This window comes from Pedobacter sp. AJM (assembly GCF_002197755.1).
Lineage (GTDB): Bacteria > Bacteroidota > Bacteroidia > Sphingobacteriales > Sphingobacteriaceae > Pedobacter.
Window position 1 is genome coordinate 885,397 of sequence record NZ_NHOT01000003.1, and the last position, 22,919, is coordinate 908,315.

General features: G+C 39.0%; 24 protein-coding genes. 18 read left to right on the forward strand and 6 right to left on the reverse strand.

Annotated features, from left to right (window positions below):
• Positions 1 to 222: 222 nt before the first annotated feature.
• Positions 223 to 2,718 carry a YfhO family protein gene (locus CBW18_RS09570; protein WP_088301058.1) on the reverse strand — a complete coding sequence of 832 codons (2,496 nt, stop codon included), beginning with the start codon at positions 2,716 to 2,718 and terminating at the stop codon, positions 223 to 225.
• Between the two features lie 128 nt (positions 2,719 to 2,846).
• Here CBW18_RS09570 and CBW18_RS09575 point away from each other — a divergent pair, with 128 nt between their 5' ends.
• The 5 genes from CBW18_RS09575 to CBW18_RS09595 all read left to right on the forward strand — a co-directional run bounded on the left by CBW18_RS09575 (position 2,847) and on the right by CBW18_RS09595 (position 6,851).
• The gene (locus CBW18_RS09575; RefSeq protein ID WP_088301059.1) at positions 2,847 to 3,938 is read left to right on the forward strand and encodes an alginate lyase family protein; all 1,092 of its coding nucleotides are present in this window, start codon (positions 2,847 to 2,849) and stop codon (positions 3,936 to 3,938) included.
• Between the two features lie 50 nt (positions 3,939 to 3,988).
• Positions 3,989 to 4,495 (forward strand): GbsR/MarR family transcriptional regulator, encoded by a 507-nt coding sequence (locus CBW18_RS09580; protein ID WP_088301060.1) that lies wholly within the window; start codon positions 3,989 to 3,991, stop codon positions 4,493 to 4,495.
• A gap of 146 nt (positions 4,496 to 4,641) precedes the next feature.
• Positions 4,642 to 5,253, forward strand: coding sequence for a DUF393 domain-containing protein (locus CBW18_RS09585; RefSeq protein ID WP_253248998.1), 612 nt, complete (start codon positions 4,642 to 4,644; stop codon positions 5,251 to 5,253).
• Positions 5,254 to 5,459: 206 nt separating this feature from the next.
• Positions 5,460 to 6,389 carry a TIGR01777 family oxidoreductase gene (locus CBW18_RS09590; RefSeq protein ID WP_253248999.1) on the forward strand — a complete coding sequence of 310 codons (930 nt, stop codon included), beginning with the start codon at positions 5,460 to 5,462 and terminating at the stop codon, positions 6,387 to 6,389.
• A 3-nt stretch (positions 6,390 to 6,392) separates the two neighbouring features.
• Complete coding sequence (locus tag CBW18_RS09595; protein WP_088301061.1) at positions 6,393 to 6,851, forward strand: SRPBCC family protein; 459 nt, start codon at positions 6,393 to 6,395, stop codon at positions 6,849 to 6,851.
• 29 nt (positions 6,852 to 6,880) lie between these two features.
• Here CBW18_RS09595 and CBW18_RS09600 read toward each other — a convergent pair whose 3' ends face one another.
• Together CBW18_RS09600 and CBW18_RS09605 are read right to left on the reverse strand one after the other, a co-directional pair.
• Positions 6,881 to 7,135: a DUF4834 family protein gene (locus CBW18_RS09600; protein WP_088301062.1), complete on the reverse strand. Its 255-nt coding sequence runs from the start codon at positions 7,133 to 7,135 to the stop codon at positions 6,881 to 6,883.
• A gap of 111 nt (positions 7,136 to 7,246) precedes the next feature.
• Positions 7,247 to 7,444 carry a YwbE family protein gene (locus CBW18_RS09605; protein WP_029281115.1) on the reverse strand — a complete coding sequence of 66 codons (198 nt, stop codon included), beginning with the start codon at positions 7,442 to 7,444 and terminating at the stop codon, positions 7,247 to 7,249.
• Between the two features lie 213 nt (positions 7,445 to 7,657).
• On the opposite strand from CBW18_RS09605, the gene CBW18_RS09610 reads away from it, so the two are divergent.
• Complete coding sequence (locus tag CBW18_RS09610; protein WP_172406483.1) at positions 7,658 to 8,413, forward strand: RDD family protein; 756 nt, start codon at positions 7,658 to 7,660, stop codon at positions 8,411 to 8,413.
• Position 8,414: 1 nt separating this feature from the next.
• Here CBW18_RS09610 and uvrB read toward each other — a convergent pair whose 3' ends face one another.
• The 3 genes from uvrB to CBW18_RS09625 all read right to left on the reverse strand — a co-directional run bounded on the left by uvrB (position 8,415) and on the right by CBW18_RS09625 (position 13,663).
• Entirely contained in the window at positions 8,415 to 10,457 is a 2,043-nt protein-coding gene (gene uvrB / locus CBW18_RS09615; protein ID WP_088301064.1) for an excinuclease ABC subunit UvrB, read from the reverse strand.
• Between the two features lie 236 nt (positions 10,458 to 10,693).
• A complete protein-coding gene (locus CBW18_RS09620) occupies positions 10,694 to 13,069 on the reverse strand; it encodes a M1 family metallopeptidase (protein WP_088301065.1) in 2,376 nt (791 codons plus the stop codon).
• Between the two features lie 9 nt (positions 13,070 to 13,078).
• Positions 13,079 to 13,663 (reverse strand): HupE/UreJ family protein, encoded by a 585-nt coding sequence (locus tag CBW18_RS09625; RefSeq protein ID WP_088301066.1) that lies wholly within the window; start codon positions 13,661 to 13,663, stop codon positions 13,079 to 13,081.
• A 204-nt stretch (positions 13,664 to 13,867) separates the two neighbouring features.
• On the opposite strand from CBW18_RS09625, the gene CBW18_RS09630 reads away from it, so the two are divergent.
• From CBW18_RS09630 to CBW18_RS09685, 12 genes are all read left to right on the forward strand, one after another.
• Positions 13,868 to 14,374 carry a DUF6702 family protein gene (locus tag CBW18_RS09630; RefSeq protein WP_140418654.1) on the forward strand — a complete coding sequence of 169 codons (507 nt, stop codon included), beginning with the start codon at positions 13,868 to 13,870 and terminating at the stop codon, positions 14,372 to 14,374.
• Between the two features lie 133 nt (positions 14,375 to 14,507).
• Complete coding sequence (locus tag CBW18_RS09635) at positions 14,508 to 15,806, forward strand: hypothetical protein (RefSeq protein WP_088301068.1); 1,299 nt, start codon at positions 14,508 to 14,510, stop codon at positions 15,804 to 15,806.
• A gap of 101 nt (positions 15,807 to 15,907) precedes the next feature.
• On the forward strand, positions 15,908 to 16,552 hold the full coding sequence (gene upp, locus CBW18_RS09640) for a uracil phosphoribosyltransferase (RefSeq protein WP_088301069.1): 645 nt from the start codon (positions 15,908 to 15,910) through the stop codon (positions 16,550 to 16,552).
• A 33-nt stretch (positions 16,553 to 16,585) separates the two neighbouring features.
• Positions 16,586 to 16,903, forward strand: coding sequence for a low molecular weight protein tyrosine phosphatase family protein (locus CBW18_RS09645; protein WP_088301070.1), 318 nt, complete (start codon positions 16,586 to 16,588; stop codon positions 16,901 to 16,903).
• Positions 16,904 to 16,936: 33 nt separating this feature from the next.
• Positions 16,937 to 17,635 carry a YjjG family noncanonical pyrimidine nucleotidase gene (locus tag CBW18_RS09650; protein WP_088301071.1) on the forward strand — a complete coding sequence of 233 codons (699 nt, stop codon included), beginning with the start codon at positions 16,937 to 16,939 and terminating at the stop codon, positions 17,633 to 17,635.
• 21 nt (positions 17,636 to 17,656) lie between these two features.
• A complete protein-coding gene (locus CBW18_RS09655; protein ID WP_088301072.1) occupies positions 17,657 to 18,175 on the forward strand; it encodes a DinB family protein in 519 nt (172 codons plus the stop codon).
• A 39-nt stretch (positions 18,176 to 18,214) separates the two neighbouring features.
• Positions 18,215 to 18,598: a hypothetical protein gene (locus CBW18_RS09660; RefSeq protein WP_088301073.1), complete on the forward strand. Its 384-nt coding sequence runs from the start codon at positions 18,215 to 18,217 to the stop codon at positions 18,596 to 18,598.
• Between the two features lie 78 nt (positions 18,599 to 18,676).
• On the forward strand, positions 18,677 to 18,898 hold the full coding sequence (locus CBW18_RS09665; RefSeq protein ID WP_088301074.1) for a hypothetical protein: 222 nt from the start codon (positions 18,677 to 18,679) through the stop codon (positions 18,896 to 18,898).
• A gap of 29 nt (positions 18,899 to 18,927) precedes the next feature.
• Positions 18,928 to 20,247: a flippase gene (locus tag CBW18_RS09670; RefSeq protein ID WP_088301075.1), complete on the forward strand. Its 1,320-nt coding sequence runs from the start codon at positions 18,928 to 18,930 to the stop codon at positions 20,245 to 20,247.
• Complete coding sequence (locus CBW18_RS09675) at positions 20,244 to 20,891, forward strand: FkbM family methyltransferase (protein WP_088301076.1); 648 nt, start codon at positions 20,244 to 20,246, stop codon at positions 20,889 to 20,891. Before CBW18_RS09670 ends, CBW18_RS09675 begins: the two co-directional genes overlap by 4 nt.
• Positions 20,892 to 20,901: 10 nt before the next feature.
• Complete coding sequence (locus CBW18_RS09680; RefSeq protein ID WP_088301077.1) at positions 20,902 to 21,663, forward strand: class I SAM-dependent methyltransferase; 762 nt, start codon at positions 20,902 to 20,904, stop codon at positions 21,661 to 21,663.
• A 318-nt stretch (positions 21,664 to 21,981) separates the two neighbouring features.
• Positions 21,982 to 22,899: a glycosyltransferase gene (locus CBW18_RS09685; RefSeq protein ID WP_088301078.1), complete on the forward strand. Its 918-nt coding sequence runs from the start codon at positions 21,982 to 21,984 to the stop codon at positions 22,897 to 22,899.
• Positions 22,900 to 22,919 lie beyond the last annotated feature (20 nt).

The following is a 22,919-nucleotide window of genomic DNA, read 5'->3' on the forward strand; positions in this document are numbered from 1 at the left end:
CATTAGTTGGCTAACCTGGCTTAAACCTTTTATGCTACATAAACTGAAGCAGCGGAAGAGATCTGATCCATACAAGTTAAGACAGCTTTGCCTTTTGCGCTGAAGGCGGTAGCAGGCTGGAAATTGAAATAAGTTAGAACAACTTGCTATCCAGACTTAAACCAATAAAAAAACCCCGCAAGATTGGAATCAAGCGGGGGTATAGTTTTATCAGAGCCTATGTTAAACTTTAACCGCTTTCTTTTTCTTTTTTTCTTCTGTGTAAAATCCAAAGCATAAGCCAGCCAATAACAGGATTGATCCTGCCAAGGATATTTTCTCACCAGTATAGTATGAAGTTGGATGGAAAATGAATTCAAGCTTGTGGTTACCTGCTTCCAGCTGTGCCGCACGTAAAACGTAATCTGCCCTGAAATAGGGTTTTTCTACACCATCAATATACATTTTCCAGCCTTTATTGTAATAAATTTCAGAAAAAACAGCCACGACATCTTTAGCTGTTGAATATTCATAAGTGAGATGATCAGGATGATAATCAGTGAGCTTGATAAAACCTCCCTGCCCGTTCCCTAAAATTTTACTATCGATCAAAGCTTTAAAGCTTTCATCTACAATAGCCTCTTTCTTCGCATCGAAACTGCTGATGGCTTTCATTTCTTGATCGGCATTCTTTACAAACTGAACGCTTTCTACAAACCAGGCATTGCCCGCAGCGGTAGGATTACGCTGCATTTTATATGATCCGTTCTGAGGATCCTGTGTGATGATATACTTCGTATTCAACATATCCAGCACATCCTGATTGATACTTTTAGTCATTTGATGATCAACCAATTCCTGAAAACGCTTTAATCTTGCTGAATGGAAACCACCAACCGTTTTATGGAAGTATGATGTTTCGGCACTTTTGAACGGATCGCCAAGCGACAAATCAAAAACCCTGAAATTCGGATCTTTATCTGCAGAGATAAAATTATCTACGTCCCTCGCCTGATAGTGGTTTGCCAGATCGGTTTTGCTCACAAAATTCTGGCTATTCAGGTAGCGACGGTCAACTTGCCATAAATCGATTAAAACAAATAATGCTAATAAGCCAAAAACCAATTGCATGTTCATTTTTTTAGTGATGAAAGCCCATGTTAAACCGAAACCGATCACGATGAATAACAATGTACGCCATGCATCAGCACGGGCAAGTGATACACGATCAGCAATAACTCCATTGATAATTTCCATGGCAGCACCTCTGTTATTTTGCAGTGCTTGTGTTAACGCATCCAAAACCTGAGGCTGGTTTGCCTGGGTAAAGCTGAAAAATGCAGTTGGAATAATTGCAATGATTAATGATAAACCGCCCGTAATCCCGGCCGACCATGTTAATCGCTTGACTAAATACTTTTGATCATATTTACCTTCCTGTGCTTCCTTAATCGCTAAAATAGCCAGTAACGGAACTAACAAACCTACAACGGCTAAGATTGATTCAACTGCTCTGAATTTGTTATACATGGGCAGATAATCGAAGAAAATGTCTGAGACTAGTGGGAAATTTTGTCCGAATGATAGCAACAATAACAAGATACTACTGCCTAAAATCCACCATTTCCAACGGTGTTGAACGATAAATAAGCCAAATACAAAAAGCAGGCAAATAATGGCACCAAAATAGTAAGGACCAGAAGTACCCGGTTTATTTCCCCAGTATTGGTTTGTGCCCAAATTTTGAGCAACATAGCCGATTACTTGTTTTGGATCAACGCCCTGAAGATTTTTCTCTACTGCTTTATAGGTATTGCTTTCAGGTTTGATCATCTCATCAATACTGCTCGCTCCACCATAAATATTTGGAATCAGGAAGGAGAAGCTTTCTCCTACACCCTGGCTCCATTGATAAGCATATTCCTTATCAAGGCCATTTGCCGGCTCTGCCTTATCCGTTGTTAAGTTTGATTTTCCACGAATGGTTTCTTTTCCATACTCATATGTTGTCCATAAAGTACCGGCATTAACTAAAACGGCCAATACCATTCCGGCAACAATAAAACCTATTGACTTGCCGAAAGTAGCCAATTGCTTCGCTTTAAAGGCATGGTAAAACTCAATACAAGCCAAAATGAACAAGGCAATAAATAAATAGTAAGTCATCTGGATATGGTTTGAACGGATCTCCAAAGCCATAAACAATGCGAATAAACTTCCTCCAACCAAATATCGTCCTCTTAAGGTTAAAATGATTGCAGCTAAAATAGGAGCGAAGAATCCAATCGCTAATGCTTTATTACTATGACCGGCAGCTATAATGATAAAATTGTATGACGTAAAAGCAAAAGCTATCGCTCCCGCTGCTGCAAGCCATGGATTGATTTTGAGTACGCAGAAAAGAAGATAAGCGCCCAATAAGTATAACACGACTGTTCCAACCGGATCAGGAAATACACCTTTAATGACATCAATACCATAAGTAGTAATGTTTAATGGATATTGCACCCAGATTTGATAAGCTGGCATACCACCAAACATCTGGTTTGTCCATAGCGGCCCTTTACCTGTTGCCGCCTTTACATCCATAATTTCTTTTTGCATGGCTTTCGCTTGCAAAACATCACCTTGCTGTGGTGCTTTACCCTGTAAAACAGGACTGAAGTAGGCAAAAGTGATGACTACAAAAATTGCTATGATGGCTAAATGGATGCCATTTTTGTTAAACCAGTTATTCATTAAGGTTTGTTTATGTTTAAAGGAATGTCAAAAATAAAAATTTGGTCCGTATAAAAAAGGAATAAATTAAATGTGAGCAGAATAAAAAATTAGTTTTGTGAAATCAAAACTGCAAATGAAGCCACCTTATGAGAAGAAAATTTGTGTTTACCGTATTGCTATTCGCCACATATTCGATTACCAAAGCGCAAATAGCGAGTTTAAATAATGAGGAGATCAACATTCTAAAAACCCAGATTTCCAATGCGCCTGGGGCAAAGAAAATATATGCCGGCTTTCAGAAATCTGCAAAGCAGTATTTAAACGAACAACCTGATCCTATTGATACCATCAGGACTGAAGGTTTACTTAAAGGCAATCCAAAAAAGGAGAAGTCAAAACTGGCACTGGCCGATATGCCTAAAATGTATGCATTGGCACTCCAGTACCGGCTTACCGGCAATCAGACTTTCCTGAGTCAATGTACTTCATTCTTAAGCGCGTGGGCTAAAATCAATCATTCCGGTGGCGATCCGATTGATGACACCAATCTGGATAAGGCTATTGAAGCCTATGATCTGATCAAAAACAATATGGCCAGGGGCGATAAAAAAATCATCGACAAATGGTTAAGTGAAACCGCCAGTGCAGAAATTAACAGTAAACGCATGAAACCTGGTAAAGCCACGGCCATTAATAACTGGAATGCGCACCGGTTAAAAGTAGTGGGTGAGATTGGATATGCTTTAAACAACCACGAATTCATTAGCTGGACGATAGATCAGTTAAAAAGTCACATTAGTATTAATTTATATCCTGACGGAAGCAGCCTGGATTTTAAGCAAAGGGATGCCCTGCACTATCACCTTTATGATCTGGAACCCTTGCTTAAGCTCGCCATTATGATTAACCGCGGAGAAGGCACCAACTTCTATACTTATTTGTCTCCAAATGGATCTTCCATTAAAAAGTCTGTAGACTGGCTTATTCCGTATATAAAGGGCGATAAGAAGCATGAGGAATATGTGAATACAACCGTAAAGTTTGATCATGATCGAGCCAGAAATAATGAACCGGGGTTTGCAGCCGGAACATTATTTGCACCTCAACTGGCTATACCACTTTTAAAATCAGTGATTTACTTTGATCACGCCCAACAAGACTTATTAAATCAGCTATTGAATGGACAATCGGATATAAACCAAATAACTGATAAAATTAAAGCGGGAAATATAAAATAAATAAACTTTCAATAATTTTTGAAAGTTTGATAATATTATTATCTTTGTTTATGGAATTAGCAGCAGCAAAACTAAAATTTATAGAAGCCTGGGGAAAATTGGGTTCCGAATGGGGAATTAACCGTACCATGGCACAGGTGCACGCGCTTTTGCTGATCTCGCCTGAAGCATTGACCACTGAAGAAATTATGGAAAACCTGAGTATTTCCAGGGGAAACGCCAACATGACGCTCAGGGACCTGATCGGATGGGGACTAATAGAAAAGCAACATAAGGCAGGAGAACGCAAAGAGTATTTTTTTGCGGATAAAGATGTTTGGAATATTGCCCGACAGGTAGCTAAAGAAAGGAAAAAAAGGGAACTGGAGCCGGTTCTTAAAGTATTAAATGAACTGTCTGCTGTTACAGGCAACGAGAAAGACCCGGAACTGATCACATTTAAGAAATCAGTGGCTGATATTAATAAACTGGCCGGTAATGTTGATAAAACGCTGGAGACCATGTTAAAGGCGGAAGAAAGCTGGTTCTGGGGATCGGTGTTGAAAGTATTTAAGTAGGAGGAGGAAGTACCAAGTGACGAGATTTAAGCATCAAAACCACCGATGGTAAACCCTATAGCGTAAAGCATAAGCCTTATATCTTATATGGCTTTATTTTTTAACTATAATTTTCATTTATTACTGAAAGTTTAAATACAAAAGAAATGAAAACACTTCAAAATCATATCATTTTATTTGACGATGAATGTCCCATGTGTCAGGTTTACACCAAAGCATTTGTTAAAACCGGCATGTTGCCAGAAAACGGCAGAACATCTTATCAGCAAATTCCTGAATCAATTTGTCCGCTGGTAGACCGTCAGCGTGCGGCAAATGAAATCGCCATGGTGAATACAGAAAATGGTGAAGTGACTTATGGAATAGAAAGTTTGTTTAAAGTTATCGGAAATGCACTGCCCATATTCAGGCCACTGTTTGCGTTTAAACCTTTCATCTATATGATGACTAAATTGTATGCTTTTATTTCCTACAACAGAAAGGTGATTATTCCGGCAGCAATACTGCCCAATACCATCCAACCCACTTTTAAAATAGCTTACCGTATGGCATACCTGCTGTTTACATGGTTAGCTACCGCTTATATCCTTACCGCTTATGCGCATTTACTTACCGGTTATGTTCCTATAGGCGGAGAATACCGGGAATATTTTATTTGTGGCGGTCAGATGGTTTTTCAGGGCATAATAATATTTTTCTATAAGAGAGCTAAACTTTGGGACTACCTCGGAAATATGATGACGATATCCTTTGCGTGATCAATCTTACTCATCCCTGTACTCCTCGCCAGTCATTTCGTTGACCTTCACCCTGTAATCTATACACTTTATTTTCTGTTTGTTGCCGGACTAATGTTTCTGGAACACATCAGAAGAAGTAAATTGTTAAAACTTGGCTGGTTATTGAGCATCACCTGGGCGATTTATCGCCTGATTATTTTAGGATTAATCTTTTATATTTAGAAATGATGAATGATCACAAAATTATTTTAGCAGGAGGAAACGGGTACCTCGGAGGTTTACTCGCCAAACACTTCAGTGAAATCGCTGAAAAGGTAATTATTCTAGCCAGAAAACCTCAGGCACAAAATGGAAATATCACCACTGTACTTTGGGATGGAAAAACTACAGATAGCTGGGTTGAAGAACTGGAGGGAGCCGACTTACTGATTAATTTATGCGGAAAAAACGTAAACTGTCGTTACACACAAAAAAACCAGCAGGAGATTATCAATTCAAGAGTCCTACCCACCCGTTTATTGGGAAATACAATTAAAAACCTAATAAAGCCTCCTAAACTCTGGATCAATGTGACATCTTCCACCATTTACAGGCATGCTGAAGATCATCCGCAGGATGAATATACCGGAGAAATCGGCAGTGGATTTTCTATTGATGTATGCAAAGCCTGGGAAAATTCTTTTTTCGAAACAGAATTGCCTCAAACCAGGAGAGTAGCTTTAAGAATGGGCATAGTACTTGGCAAAACTGATGGTGCTTTTCCGAGGTTACTAAACCTGGTTAAATTTGGATTAGGCGGAAGACAGGGTGATGGAAAACAGTATGTAAACTGGGTACATGAGCAGGATGCCATCCGTGCGATAGCTTGGTTATTTAATCAGGAACAAATCAATGGGATAGTAAATTGTACGGCACCCCATGCCGTTACCAACGAAGTATTGATGCAAAGCATTAGAAAGGCTTACGGAATTCCATTTGGTTTGCCCACACCGGCTTGGCTGCTATCTATTGGTGCGGCAATTATCGGGACAGAAACAGAACTCATTTTAAAAAGCAGATGGGTTAAGCCAGCCATTTTACTGGAACATGGATTTGAATTTCAATATGGCACAATTGACGAAGCCATACACGATATTTTAAGTTTAAGGCTATAAAATATGGCTGTCATTATTCTTAAAACACAGATCGCAGCCCCTATAGAAAAATGCTTTGATCTTTCCCGAAGCATTGACCTGCACCTGAAGTCGATGCAACATACGGATGAAAGGGCAATTGATGGCAGAACTTCGGGATTAATCGGATTCCATGAAACGGTAACCTGGAAGGCGAGACATTTTAGAATCCTATTCCGGATGAAAGTTAAAATAACAGAGATGAAATACCCTGATCATTTCACAGATGAGCTGGTTACAGGCCCTTTCAGTAAGTTCCATCACCAGCACCGCTTCCAATCGGCCTGCGGTAAAACAGAAATGACTGATAGGCTTGAATTTGTTTCACCTTTCGGCTTATGGGGGCGATTGGCCGATTGGCTATTTCTGAAAAAGTACCTGCGGAAATTATTATTGGAGCGAAATAAAATGATCCGCCTGGAGGCTGAACGTGCATTAAACTAAAAACCCTGAAGCAGGTTCAGGGTTTAATGTTATTGTTTAACTTCTTCGTAATCTACAAAATCACCAAGTTTATCGGTTTTACCCGTCTGCTTTGGCGGCATGTAATCTATAGAGATCGATCCTTCAGGCTTCGATCGTCTTTGTTGCTGATGTGCCTGGCCATTGGCTTGTTGCTGCATTTTGCTGGCCAGGTTACTAAAGAGCATAGGCAATATCAACCGGATCAGCATTCTGATGATCCAAAGTACCAATATAGCGATGAAAATGAACTTTATTAATCCCATTCTTTATTTACTGTTATTACAAATATAGACGTATAAGGCTTTATTTTTACTTTTTAGGCCTTTGATTGCATTTCAATTACAATAATTAACGCAAACCGGCTAAATAAAGTTTTATTCTGCCACAATCTCTGCCACCCGGCCAACCTGACCGTCATCTAGTCTCACCTTGATGCCGCGTGAATGAAATGCGGATGAAGTGAGTAAATCCTTTACTATGCCATATGTAATATTACCGGATCGTTGATCTTTTTTTAAGATGATTCCTACTTCTAAGCCTGCGTAAATGTCTTTTCTGTTTTGTCCGTTCATTTTAATAAATCATTAATTGGATTTACTGTATTGATAATTAATTACAAGAAAAAAGATATCTTGCATCCTGCAAAGATAAAAATTAACCCCTCAATGTCTAAAAACAAAATTATCGCACTGGTTCTTTCTATTATTTTCTTATACGAATTTTGCATGTTTGCATGGAATATGTATGGATATTATAATTTAATTAAGAGGAATGACATATCAAACATGTCATTTTCATTTTCCTTCTATTTTAATCCACTGATTTATATATTTAATTTAATTGCCATACTTCAATTTGTGACCAGTAAGTTCAGGCGCACCGTTCTATTAAGAATTTTCTTATTGTACAGCACGTTTTCTTCTTTTATCTTTTTTCCCATATGGACGATTAAAAGTTTTTTTATAACCGATCTCCATCAGCCACCACTGCTTGATAGCCTGTTTTTTATCACATACATATCAAGCTTCCTGGTTAGTGCATTTTATGTTTATGTATTGCAGCAACTGGTTCCAACTAAACCTCAACTCATTCCATTGGGTGATGGAAACAGCACTTTTGATGAAGTAAGTAAATGGCAGCGATTTTTACACCGAATATTTGATTTATCTGCAGTGGCATTAGTGGTTTGCCCCTCGTTTGATTATATCGCAAGATTTTTAATAAAGCTTCTTGAAGGTTCAAATAGTACCATACCCTTGTTATTCCAGTCGAAAAATTTTCTCTACGTTTTGATTTACTTATTCATTACCCTCTATTACCTGATCAATGAAGGCTTGTTTAATACTTCAATTGGAAAAACAATTTTGGGTAATGTAATTACAAACAGTACGGCCGGAAAACCAAGCTTTGGTCAGCGGGTAGGACGAACTTTCCTTCGCCTTGTTCCATTTGAACCGCTTTCCTTTATTTTTACCTCCAGAGGTTGGCATGATGGCTTAACCAGCACTTATATTGTTAAAGCAGAAAAGCAAACAATATAACTTATTTCCCAAATTTCTCAGCAAACATTTTTTCCAGCGCAAACATTTCATCACGAAGTTTTGCTGCCTGTAAAAAGTCCATATCTTTTGCTGCTTTCTGCATGTCCTTTTTAGTGGTATCAATGGCTTTTTGCAATTCGCTTTTACCCATATATTGTACAATCGGATCGGCAGCAATGCTGATTTCTGCATTTTCCACATAAGCCCTGGCTTTGTTATCACTGGCCTTTTGCGAGAAATCTAAAACAGATGTTTGTTCCAGAATCGCTTCACGGGATTTTCCTACGGTTTTTGGCGTAATGCCATGCTCCAGGTTATAGGCAATCTGAATATCCCGGCGACGATTGGTTTCAGAAATCGTTTTTTCCATACTCTCGGTTATTCCGTCGGCATACATAATTACCCTGCCCCGATCATTACGGGCAGCACGGCCAATGGTTTGAATTAAAGATTTTTCTGAACGAAGAAAACCTTCCTTATCAGCATCCAAAATCGCAACTAAAGTAACCTCCGGTAAATCCAGTCCTTCACGAAGCAGGTTAATTCCCACCAATACATCAAATTCTCCTAACCGCAATCCACGCAGAATTTCCACACGCTCTAGAGTTTTAATTTCAGAGTGGATATATCTCGTTTTAATATTGAGCCGATCCAGGTATTTTGTGAGTTCTTCAGCCATGCGCTTGGTTAAAGTAGTGACTAAAATACGTCCGCCATCCTTAATGGTAATGTCGATTTCATCCAGCAGGTCATCCACCTGGTTGATGGCCGGCCTGATTTCAATCACCGGATCCAATAAACCTGTTGGCCGGATCACCTGTTCTACCACCACACCTTCTGATTTTTCCAGCTCATATTCTGCCGGCGTGGCACTGACGTAAATCGTTTGCGGGGCTAAGGCTTCAAATTCATTAAAGTTGAGTGGCCGATTATCTAGTGCAGCCGGTAAACGAAAGCCGTATTCTACTAATGATAACTTTCTCGACCTATCACCACCATACATGGCCCTGATTTGCGGAACCGTTACATGACTTTCATCAATTACCATTAAATAATCATCAGGAAAATAATCAAGCAGGCAGAACGGACGCATTCCCGGCGTTCTTCCATCGAAGAAACGGGAGTAATTCTCAATCCCTGAACAATAGCCCAGTTCCTTCATCATTTCAATGTCGAAGTTGGTCCGTTCCTCTAAACGCTTTGCTTCCAGTAAATGCCGATCAGCAATTAACTGATTCTTTCTTATTTCCAGTTCTTCCTGTATGCCCCATATCGACTGATTGAAACGATCCTTTGGAGTGACGAAAAGATTTGCCGGATAAATGGCCATATCTTCCAGTTTTTCAATCGTTTTGCCCGAAACCGGGTCAATGGCTGAAAGCTCCTCAATATCATCGCCAAAAAAGGAAATGCGATAAGCATGATCCAGATAGGCCGGATAAATATCAACCGTATCACCTTTCACCCTGAAAGTACCCCTTTTAAATTCAGTAGTGGTTCTGGAATATAAAATTTCGACCAGGCTATGTAAAAATGCATTACGCGAAATCCTTAAGCCTACACCAAAACGGAACACCATTCTGGAAAAATCTTCCGGGTTACCCATACCATAAATACAGGAAATGGAAGAAACAACGATGATATCTCTCCTACCACTCATTAAAGAGGAGGTAGTACGTAAACGTAGTTTTTCAATCTCTTCGTTAATACTTAAATCCTTTTCAATATAAGTATTGCTTGAGGCGATAAAAGCTTCAGGCTGGTAATAATCATAGTAGGAAACAAAATAATTGACAGAGTTTTCCGGAAAGAAATTTTTAAATTCTCCGTAAAGCTGTGCAGCCAGGGTTTTATTATGACTTAAAATGAGTGTTGGCTTCTGTGTCTGCTCAATGACATTAGCTACAGTAAAGGTTTTTCCGGAACCGGTAACGCCTAATAAAGTTTGATAATGTTCGTTGGCATTTACACCATCAACCAGCTGTTTAATAGCGCCCGGCTGATCTCCTGTAGGTTGATATTCGGATGTGATCTTAAATTTCATGTGTAAATCAAATGTACGATTTTAGGGCTTAACAGTTAAACAGGCAAAAGTCAGGAATGTTTCTTTATGAAATCGTGAGCATTGATGAAGTAACCAAATGATGTAAACCAGAGAAGAAGTAAATATCAGGTGCAATCCTAGAAAGACCTTTCTCTACACAAATAAACAGTACACAAAAAATCCTCGCTGAAATTATTCAGCGAGGATTTTTTTTACGAGGCAATAACTGTTAATATTTACTTACCCGCAGCCACTTTCATTGGGTTTAAGCCCACAGACTGGCCCCTTACCGCACCACCAGCTTTCGCCTTAAAGGTTTTAAATTTGCTTTCTTTTGCTTTTCCACCCCAGGCATTATTGGTGGTATCAATATCTGCCGTTTCACGCAACGGATCTAAGAGGATGGACTCAACCTCCTTATTTTTCACATAAAATTTAGATGTTTTCAATTCGTTATGCCTCCAGATTTGTGCAGGAATCCGATCGATTTCTTTTGTACCGTCTTTGTACGTAAACTCTACAATCACCGGCATCACCAAACCACCTTTATTACTAAAACTCAATTCGTATAAAAACTTGTTTTTATACTGATCCTGCTCGGCTTCCGGTACGGTTGCCAAAGGCATTCCGGTTTCTACTTTGTTGGTAATTGTGGTATCTATACTCACCAAACCCCTGTCATACTTATAATAAAAATCTTGTGCCGCAGGGTTTTTATCCACATAGAAATTATTTTTTTTCTCTTCACGGTTTCTGATTTTGGAAATATCCTCAAAAGCATTTACAGCAGGTTTATCAATCTTCAACATGCGTGACCTTGCCGCCGGAACATCATTTGGAAAATCGGCCTTTGCAAATTTTACCGTATCCAGTGAGATGTCGCAAGGATCGGTTCCGTAGAACCAGCCTCTCCAGAACCAGTCCAGGTCTTCGCCACTGGCATCTTCCATCGTGCGGAACAAATCAGCCGGTTCAGGATGCTTAAAAGCCCATCTCCTGGCGTATTCTTTAAAAGCATAATCAAATAATTCTCTGCCCATAATCGTTTCACGGAGGATATTTAAACCCGTGGCCGGCTTAGAATAAGCATTGGGACCAAAACGGGCGATGTTCTCTGAATTCGTCATAATGGGTTCCAGCTCATCCTTAGGCAGTTTCATGTAATCTACAATCGTATATGCCGGACCTTTTTTACTTGGAAATTTGTTATCCCAGAGTTCTTCTGTTAAGTATTCCACAAAAGAGTTCAGTCCTTCGTCCATCCAGGTCCACTGGCGCTCATCACTATTGACAATCATTGGAAAGAAGTTGTGCCCAACCTCATGGATAATTACCCCAAGCATACCATTTTTAGTGCTTTCGCTATAGGTTCCATCCGCATCTGTGCGACCGTAATTAAAACAAATCATCGGATATTCCATTCCGTTTGCAGCTTCAATACTTTGTGCAACGGGATATGGATATGGAATGGTAAAATCAGAATAAGTTTTTATGGTATGCGCTACGGCCCGCGTTGAAAATTTACTATATAAACCGTAGGCTTCCTTACCATAGAAACTCATACACATCACAGTATTATTATTGGCCTGAATTTTTTGCGGCATGGCATCCCAGATGAATTTACGGGAAGCAGTCCAGGCAAAATCACGGACATTATTTGCATTAAACACCCAGGTTTTTTTAGCAGTAGATTTTTTGGTTTCGGCCGCTTTGGCTTCAGCAAGTGTTTGAATTTCTACCGGAGCGGTGGCCGTTTTAGCGGCATTGTACCTGCTTAATTGCGCAGGAGATAACACCGCGCTGTAATTGATACATTCACCAGTAGCTCCTACTAAGTGATCTGCAGGAACAGTCATTTGCACTTTAAAATCACCGAACGTTAATGCAAACTCACCCCGGCCGGTAAACTGGTGGTTTTGCCAGCCCTGGAAATCGCTGTATACACATAAACGCGGGTACCATTGCGTCATGGTGAACAAATAGTTGCCATCTGCCGGAAAATATTCATAACCACCTCGACCGCCAACACTCATTCTATCTGTTATTTTATAATTCCAGTTGATGTTGAAAATAAACTTTTGTCCGGTTTTTAAAGCCACTGGCAAATCAACCCGCATCATGGTTTTATTGACCGTGTATTTTAAATTTTTACCCAGGGCATCAGTCAGTTTGGTGATGTTAATGCCATCGCCGTTATCGGCCTGATTACTCAGCCGGTCTAAAGTTTGTATTGTTCCGTAAGCCGGCATTTTAGTGGCATCCTGATAATTGGCACTTTTACTGGTGCTATGCTCATTTTCATCCAACTGCAACCAGATATAGGTGAGGGGATCAGGCGAATTATTCGTATAAGTAATCGTCTCTGCGCCCGTTAACAACAGGTTTTTTTCATCCAACTCACATTTAATATTGTAATCGGCACGTTGTTGCCAGTATTTTACACCAGGCGCACCACTTGCCGTACGCTGCTCATTCGGTGTGGGTAAAATAGTACCCAATTGCTCAAACTTATTTCCGTGATTACTTCCCGGATTGTTCTGAATGTTTTGAGCAATAGCCAGGCTTCCTGAAAAAAGCAACAGGCCAGATAATGTGAATAGTTTATTAATCATTCTTTTTAGTTAAAAGGGAATTCTCTCTAAAGCCATTTTTAAAGCCAGGCTAAACACGGCTGCTGATATAAACAGAACCCAGCTGATTCTCTTTATTTTGGTATAATTAAAAACGATAAAAGTAGCGGCCAGTATGATTAATACCATAAAAACCTGACCAGCCTCCAACCCGACGTTAAAGCCAAATAAACCCCAGCCAATCTGCTGATCTTTAGCCAGCATCATCCTGATGGAATTGGCAAAACCCATTCCATGCACAAGACCGAAACCCAATGCCAGAAAATAATTGATCCTTACCGCTTCCATTTTAAAATTCCTCCGGAATAAATTACTTAACGCAGTAATCACAATGGTACAGGGAATTAAAAACTCTACCCATTTGCTTTCAAACCGGATCATATCCAATACACTTAACAGCAGGGTTGCAGAATGGCCAATGGTAAAGGCCGTAACCAGAATTAAAACCTGCTTAATATTGGTATAACTGTAAATGGCTACCAGGGCTAAAATAAAAAGCTGATGATCCAGTGCATCAAGGCTTATAATATGCGCCCAGCCCAACTTAAAGTAAAAGATAAAATCCTGTAACGGCATGAATAATTGGTTAATTATCGGAGCAGTATCATTAAAAATATAAAATTATCTTTTTTACGGCATAAATACATATTAAATACAGAAATTTAGATACCAAATTTGTTACGAACATGATTTGGCACATCAAATACAATAGCGATGATTTGATTAAACACATTATACCGTAACTTTGGCTTTAATCATTTGTAATTTAAGATCATTTTCATGCTCAAATTGAAATACTACTTGTTCATGTTATGCTGTATTTGCATCAGTATGGGGGCGGGGTTGAAGCATCCGCTCCATGTGAGTACAACAGAAGTGAATTTTAACCCGAAAGAAAAATCACTGGAAGTTAGCTGCCGCATTTTTACGGATGATTTTGAATCCGTTTTAGCCAAACTCTACCACCAGAAAACAGATCTTTCCGCTCCTGCCATGAAAACAAAAATGGATGATGTGGTGAAGAAATATCTTTTAAGCCACCTTCAAATCAAGGTGAACAATAAACTTGCAGCTTTGCAATATATTGGTTTTGAAATTGACCATGAAGCGACTAATATTTACCTGGAGGTGAACAATCTCTCATCTTTCAAAACGGCCGAGGTAAACAACACTATCCTATACGATCAGTTTGATGATCAGATGAGTATTATCCATATAATCAATGGAAAAACACGTAAAAGCACAAGAGTATTATACCCTGATAAGACTTTTCAGGTAAACTTTTAATGGTATTTTTTGTATTCAATATTAAATAAACGTTAAATTACGTTAACTTTAATATCCCGTTTACATGATTTGTTACTGTGGGAAACACTATTAATAATCTTAATTACACATTATTCAATTTGTTTAAATAAGTATGCATTTAATCGTTTTCTCTGCAGTGCTGACGCCCCGGATAAAATATATCTTTAATTTTATATTTAAGGATATCCTCAAGGCCGAGGTTGAATTTACCGGAAACAGTCAGCATTTTCTGGATAGTGCCCATGCTAAAATCAGCTATGGCCAGGCACCACTTGCTGACGAATTATTTTTCAGTAGTTCTCATTTACTTTTTTCTAATAAAGTAGAAGAATTTAAAATGAAGACAGTGCAGTTTGGTCCATACCAGGTACCCTTTCCTGTAGAAAATTCACTTTTACCCTTTGATGTATTTGCTGCTTCCTTTTTTATCCTGAGCAGATATGAAGAATACCTTTATCAAAAGAAAACCACAGATGATTTCGGGGCAAACAAAAGTTATCAGTTTAAATGGAAAATGCTGGAACGTCCGGTGATAGATGAATGGTCGCTGATGTTAAAAAATATTATCCAGACCAGGTATCCGCAGTTTAAATTTTTTGAAAAGCAGTTTATACAACAGCCCACTATTAATTTTACTGTTCCAGTGAAGATTCCCAGGGGCTTTATTAACAAAACCAGATTTTTTATCAATAGCATTTCCAACAAGGAGAATACGTATCTAAGTGCCGGATTTGATCGTTTAACCGGCCTAGATGTTAACATTAAGCAGGTATTGCCAGAAATTGACATGCATTTGGCGTCAAAATATATTTCGCCTGTTTACTTTATCAGTTTCCCCAATATCCCTGATGATTATATCGGGATAAGTGATCTTTCCAAAATCCTGAACAAAGGCACAGTGGGCTTATTAAGGCCCTGCAGCAATGATCAGCAGAAAGTTAGCAAAGTTAAGGCAGGTGTATCCAGGCTCAAAAAAATGCTACCGGAGCAAATTAACCTGAGTAGTCAGCAACTGGAAGTACTCAAATTTCCGATATGTTATCTGAACCTCTTAAATAGTGCCGTCATTTCAGATTATTCTATGGGGTATGCAGAAACGCCAGGATTTAGGGCCGGTACCTGCACACCCTTTAGCTGGTACGATCTGCAACTGGAAAAAGTAACCGCCTTAAACGTAAAGTCATATTGCATTACGGATACGGCCCTTGATCAGTTGAACACGGATGAGATTAAAGAAATCATCGGAAACCTTGCCGAATCCGTAAAACTGGTTAAAGGAACACTTTTAAGCAGCTGGAAGCTACGTAGTCTTTCCAATCATCTGAAATATCAGAAACTGAACAAGGGTTTCAGATATTTATTGGAATTTGCCGGCAATCAGGCTCCTGCTTTATTTCAGCAGAAATCATAAATAATCAACTCCAAAAAACAATCAAACGCCTGGTTGGTATCTATAAAAGAGAAATTGATAAATTAGACAGCGATTACCCACGCTTAAATAAACAACCTTCTATGATTTTTGACCTCAGTAAAACTAAATCAGTAGCCAACACCTTTATAGCCGAACTAAGGGACGAAAATATCCAGAAAGATTCCATGCGTTTCCGGAAAAACCTGGAGCGTGTCGGAGAATTTTTTGCTTATGAGATCAGCAAATCGCTGAATTACGTGAGCAGGGAAGTGACCACCCCACTAGGCGTATCGCAATGCGACGTTTTAGCGCAACAACCTGTACTGGCTACCATTTTAAGGGCTGGACTACCTTTGCAACAGGGCTTGTTAAATATCTTCGACCAGGCAGAATGCTGTTTTATATCTGCCTACAGGAAAGTTGAAAAAAGCGGTGATTTTGTCATCCAGATGGACTATATTTCCTCTCCGGATTTAGATGGACGGGTACTCGTTATGGCTGACCCTATGTTAGCCACCGGGCAGAGTATGGTGATGTGTTGTAAGGAACTGATCAACCGCTATAAAATTTCGGAGCTACATATTGTGGCCGCCATTGCCAGTGCAGAAGGAGTGATGCATGTACGTGCCCACCTCCCGAAAGCCAGACTCTGGCTCGGTGCTATTGATGAAGAAATGACCAGTAAATCTTATATTGTGCCGGGGCTGGGCGATGCAGGAGACCTGGCTTATGGCGAAAAGATTTAATTTTTTAATGTTTCCGGCTTTAAATAAATTCTATTGAATATCTTATTTGTTTGCAGTCGCAATAAATGGAGAAGCTTAACTGCAGAAACCATTTTTAAAAACCATTCTGATCACCAGATAAAATCTGCCGGAACTGAACCTTCAGCCAGAATTAAAATCAATGCAAAACTGATTATTTGGGCAGATCTGATCTTTATGATGGAAAAAAAGCATCGACAAAGGATGAGCGAACGTTTTCCCGAAGAAACAGATGGAAAAGAAATAATCATTTTAAGGATCCCGGATGACTATCAATATATGGATGAAGATTTAATTGAAGAACTGACCAGCAAAGTTTCAGATTATTTATAAACCAGATGATAAGTCCTACCTTTATTAATAATTATGCATCATCACAAAAAACACATCTTCTTCGACCTTGACCATACCATTTGGGATTTTGACCGCAATGCCGAAGAAACACTGAACGAATTGTACGAGACTTATGATTTAAAAGGTTTAGGCCTTCATTCCTGTGCTGATTTCATCCTCACCTATACCGAAAACAACCACAAACTCTGGACGGATTATCATCTGGGGAAAATCACTAAAGATTTTCTGAGGGCTGAGCGTTTTAGTAAAACTTTTATCCAACTGGGAATCAGTCCGGATGTAGTTCCGCATCAGTTTGAAGAGGATTATGTAAGTATTTCACCTACTAAAACCAATTTATTTGATGGTGCAGCAGATGTTTTAACCTACCTGAAAGAAAAGTATACGCTACATATTATCTCAAACGGGTTCAAAGAAACTACGCTGACGAAGATGAAGCTTTCTAACCTTAATCCTTATTTTGAAAACGTTATTATTTCGGAGGATGTTGGGGTAAATAAACCAAACCCTCGCATTTTCGAATATGCATTAGAAAGGGCAAAAGCAAAAAAAGAAGAAAGTATCATGATTGGCGACAGTATAGAAGCAGATATTTATGGTGCTTTAAATTTTGGTATGGAGGCTATCTTTTTTAATCCCTTGGCAAAGGAAAAACCTGAAGATGTAAAGAAAGAAATTACGCACTTAAAGGACCTGGTTCATCTATTTTAGGACGATTAAAGTACATTAAATATGAATACAGCAAAAGTTAGGGTTTCTTTAAATCACATTATTGCCTCCTATACATCTAAATTATCTTCCTATACTGATGATATTTTTCAGCTTACACCACCTATTAGCGGCTGGAGTTACAGCGAAGTATATGCGCATATTTTCGATGCCAGCTTACTTTCTTTAATTGCGATGGACAATAGCATTACAGGAAAGGGCAAAAAGCAAGCCACCCATTTTATGGTGAAATTAATTCTGTTATTGGGTTCACTGCCACCGGCGAAGAAATATGAAGCACCCAAAATACTGGCAGATAGGGTAAGGAAAATCAGTAAAACTGAAGCCCTGGATTTCATTATGGAATTTGAGACGGCTTTAGAGAAATACTACCCTAAAATAGCCACTGCAGATTTACAGCTGAAAACCAAACACCCGCGTTTAGGTTATCTGAATGCAAAACAATGGTTTAGGTTTATAGAAATACACCTTAAACATCATCTCAAACAACTGGAACGAATAGAAAAGAGTTTTAAAGGTTAAGATATTTTAGCATATTTGATTAACCATAAAACGCTCACAATGAAGAACTTTGTTTACCTATCAGTAATTATTATTTTTTGCTCATGCAGTAATAAGCAAAAAGAAAGTAATCACACCATTGTTCAAACGCCTAATGGCCTGGAAGGCCTTCAAAAGAATGTTTCTTCACCTGCTGTACAGTCTGCCAAAACTAACTTAATCTATAATCCACCGCATGGCAAACCCGGCCATACCTGCACACTGGCTGTCGGGGCTCCACTTCAACAAACTGCAGTGGCACAGCCTCAAAAATCTATCAACAATACATCACCTGTAACCATTTCGACGCCTATAGCTGTAAATACTTCCGGAAAGAAATTAAATCCCAAACATGGCGATCCCGGTCACCGATGTGATATCGCCGTTGGTGCACCACTCACCTAGTTAACGCTTTCAATTGCAAAGACAACAAATACCACCTCAACAATAAGCTCGTCAGCGCCAACAAAAGTAGCTAAAGGCATGAATCCACCGCATGGTCAGCCCAATCACAGGTGTGACATTGCCGTTGGTGCGCCTTTAAGTTCAAAAGTTGTTCAGCCTCCGGCGGCAATAAAAACTTCTGAAGTTCAGCCAACTGAAAGTAAAATGATGGAAACCAGCCAGAGCGATGTTAAACTTAATCCCAAACATGGCGATCCCGGTCACCGATGTGATATCGCCGTTGGTGCACCACTCACCTAGTTAACGCTTTTTTTTACATCTTTGCGCTAATGAAATTACCTAGCATAAAAGGTTTTGATGAAGAGGCGTTTAACAAGTATTTAAAAAATACGGGTTGGTTGATGTTTGGTAAAGCATTAAGTTTGATTGTAAATCTATTAATCGCCCGGTATTTAGGTCCAATTTTATTTGGAGATTTAAGTTTCGGTTTATCTTTAGTTGCTATTCTGGCTGCCATAGGGGGATTAGGGCTAGACACCTTTATTATCCGCGAAATTATTCAGGAACCGTCCAGAAGAGATGAAATTTTAGGTACCTCACTTGGATTACGCATGATAACCAATGGTGTATTAATTCCGGTTGCCATTGGTATTTATTTATTCAGTCACCATTTTTCTAAAAATCCGGGCGAACCCTTAACCTTGCTGATTGCCTTACTTGCTTTCGCTTCTTTCTTCAAATCGTTTAATGTAATTGATTCTTATTTTCAATCGCAGGTACAATCCAAGTATGTAGTTCAGGTACAGAATGTAAGTCTCATCCTGACTTCAATTTTTAAAATCCTGATTGTAACGATGGGCTTACCTTTAATTTACATTGTTTCTGCTTATATCTTAGATGCAGTGATTTTGGCTATAGGATTAATCATGACTTATCAGAAACGCGGGTTGAAAATATTAAACTGGCAATTTAATAAGCAAAGGGCAAAATCATTGCTCATTCAATCTTCTCCATTAATACTTTCAGCCGTAATGGTTACCATTTATATGAAAATAGATGTGGTGATGTTAAAAAGTGTGGGCAGTAAAGCAGTAGGGATTTATAGTAGTGCTCAAAACCTAAGTGAGGCATGGTACTTTATTCCAAGTGCAATTGTTACTTCTGTATTTCCAGCACTGCTGAATGCCAGAAAAACAGATTTTTCACGTTACCAGAAACGGCTGGGGAATTTATATGATTTATTAGTTTATATCAATATTCCAATAGCAATATTCATCAGCTTTTTTGGTGCGGATATTATTCACATAGCCTATAGCGGTAAATACGATGGTGCCGGACCAATGCTTTCTATTCATATCTGGTCAGGTATATTTGTATTTTTGGGGATGGCAAGCTCTCAATATCTTATTGCAGAAGGGTATACCAAAATCTCTTTTTACCGTACCGCAGCCGGAGCAACGGCAAACATTCTGTTAAATTTATGGCTTATCCCTAAATTTGCAGGTGTAGGAGCCTCAATAGCGACACTGATCGCCTGTTTTATTTCAACTTTTTATGTTTTATTAATTCCTAAAACGCGCCAACAGGGGATAATGATGTTAAAATCATTATTTTTGATCACCGCATTTCAAAAAATATTTAAATCTTGAGCACTTTAAAAGCATTAGCAGTACTATTGGCGAAGCCGAACAGGCTGAAAGCATTACTATCATACGGACATAAAGGCTACCTAAACAGCATTGGCTGGTTTACGGCTTTTGATCAGAAACAGGCCGTTGACGGCAAAGGACGGGCATTACCCTGGGTAACCTATTCCTTCATCGATTTTATTAAGGGACGAATAACGAAAAGCCAGCATATTTTTGAGTATGGCTCCGGGAGTTCAACTATTTTTTATGCAGAAAGGGCCGGAGAAGTGACCTCTGTAGAACATGATAAAGGTTGGTTTGATAAAGTTAAAGGCACCAGTCCGGCTAACGCTGAGATGATTTTTTGCGAGTTGCATCGCGATGGTGAATATGCCAGAAAAGCGACGTTGCTGGACAAAAAATTCAACATCATTATTGTGGATGGTCGTGATCGCGTCAATTGCTGTAAATATAGCCTTGACGCTTTATCTACGGATGGTGTAATCATCCTCGATGACAGTGAACGTAAAGTTTACCAGCCCGCACGAGAATTGCTTCAGGAAAACGGTTTTAAAGAAATTAGTTTTAGTGGAATTTCGCCGGGACTTTTTTACGAAAAAGCCACTTCAGTTTTTTACAAATCCAATAACTGTTTAGGTATTTAATCACCATCATATGTTAAGCGAGGAAGTCAAAACAGCATACGATAACTTTTACACCAACAGCGATGTTGCCTGGCGCATGTTAGGTGCGAAGTATAAGGCACAGAATATTGTGGAGGTTTGTAAAAGCATCAAGCCAAAAAATGTACTTGAAGTTGGTGCGGGTGATGGAAGTATTCTGCATTTCCTGAACGACTGGAACTTTGCCCCAGAACTTTATGCCCTGGAAATCGCGCAAAGTGGCGTGGACATCATTCAGGACAGGAAACTTGTTCATCTTAAAGAAGCGCAAACTTTTGACGGTTATAAAATCCCCTATGCAGATGATACTTTTGATCTGATTATCCTGGCTCACGTTTTAGAACATGTGGAACATGAAAGAATACTCTTGCGCGAATTGAAAAGAGTGGCTAAATATATTGTGGTTGAGGTACCGAAAGACTATCGCTTTGGTGTAGATATGAGGATGAAACACTTTCTGGATTATGGCCACATCAATATGTACACACCAACATCGCTTAGGTTTTTGCTACAAAGTGAGGGGCTGGAAATTCTGGAAGATAAGGTCTCTATGACAGCTCCTGAAACAGTTAAATTCAATGAATTTATTAATAGAAAAGCACCAAAAACATTTGCTAAAAACCTCAAGATTGAACTGGAATATAAGATCAAAAAAACATTAGGCAACTTACTGGGCAGAAAAAAGCAGGAACAGTTCGCTAATGCTTATACCGTGCTTACCAAAAAATCAGATCAGAATTTACATATATTTTAGAATTCAACCTGAACATCGGCATTTTCTACCCTATAAGACATTGGGAGAAATATAAAGAAACCTATTTTATAGCCTGAAATTTTTCAGGCACTTCAAGTAGCACAACTGTTAATTTAAATGAAACTATTATCCGCCCCAATGGGCCTGATGATAAACTTCAATTGTATACCTATCTTTGATGGGCAAAAAACATATGTAAACGAAACATATGAATCAATTTATTAATATATTTTTGCATCAAACCAATATGATATTCAAAATTTAATCGGATAAAGGTTATCATTGAAGTGTTAATATAGGTACCGATAAAATCAACGCATGCAAAATCTTGCCCCAATTGCCCTTTTTGTTTACAATCGTCCACAGCATACCGAACGGACATTAAAGTTTTTGCAACAAAATGAACTTGCTGCAGAAAGCCGGTTATTTATCTTTTCTGATGGCGCGAAAACCATCCAGGACGAGGATAAGGTAGCAGAAGTGCGGTCAATGATAAAAAAAACTGATGGTTTTAAATCGGTTAAGATTTTTGAAAAAAAAGAAAACGCTGGCCTCGCCAACTCCATCATTTCCGGTGTAAGCAAATTGATCGCCGAGTATGGTCAGGTGATTGTTTTTGAAGATGACCTGGTCACTTCTCCGCATACCCTTACTTATTTCAATGAAGCCTTAAATCGTTATCGGAAGGAAGAACAAGTGATGCATATCGGGGCATACATGTATCCCTTAAAAACCAACCATCTTCCAGAGTCTTTTTTCTTTCGTGCAGCAACCAGTTGGGGCTGGGCCACCTGGGAACGCGCATGGAAAAATTTTGAACCTGATATTGATACCCTTATGAGCAAGTTCGATCATCAAAAAAAGACTGCTTTCTCTATTGATCATACCATGAATTTCTGGAAACAGATGCAGGAATTCAAGAAAGGCAAAAATAACAGCTGGGCTATCCGCTGGTATGCTTCTATTTTTCTGCGAAATGGCTTAACCTTAAACCCCTCACAATCATTGGTTAATAATATCGGCCATGACGGTACGGGCGTACATTCCGGCATCAACGACATTTATAATGTGATCATTAACCCCAAACCAATTTCTGAGTTTCCGGATGTAATTGAAGAAAACCAGGATGCCTATGAAACGATAAAAAATTTTCTGGCAACACGTAAAGGAAGTATCATAGTCAGGGCAAAACGCTTCTTAACAGAGAAGTTGGCACAATATTTTCCCCGGCGGTAAGCTATTTTTTGTATTTTAGA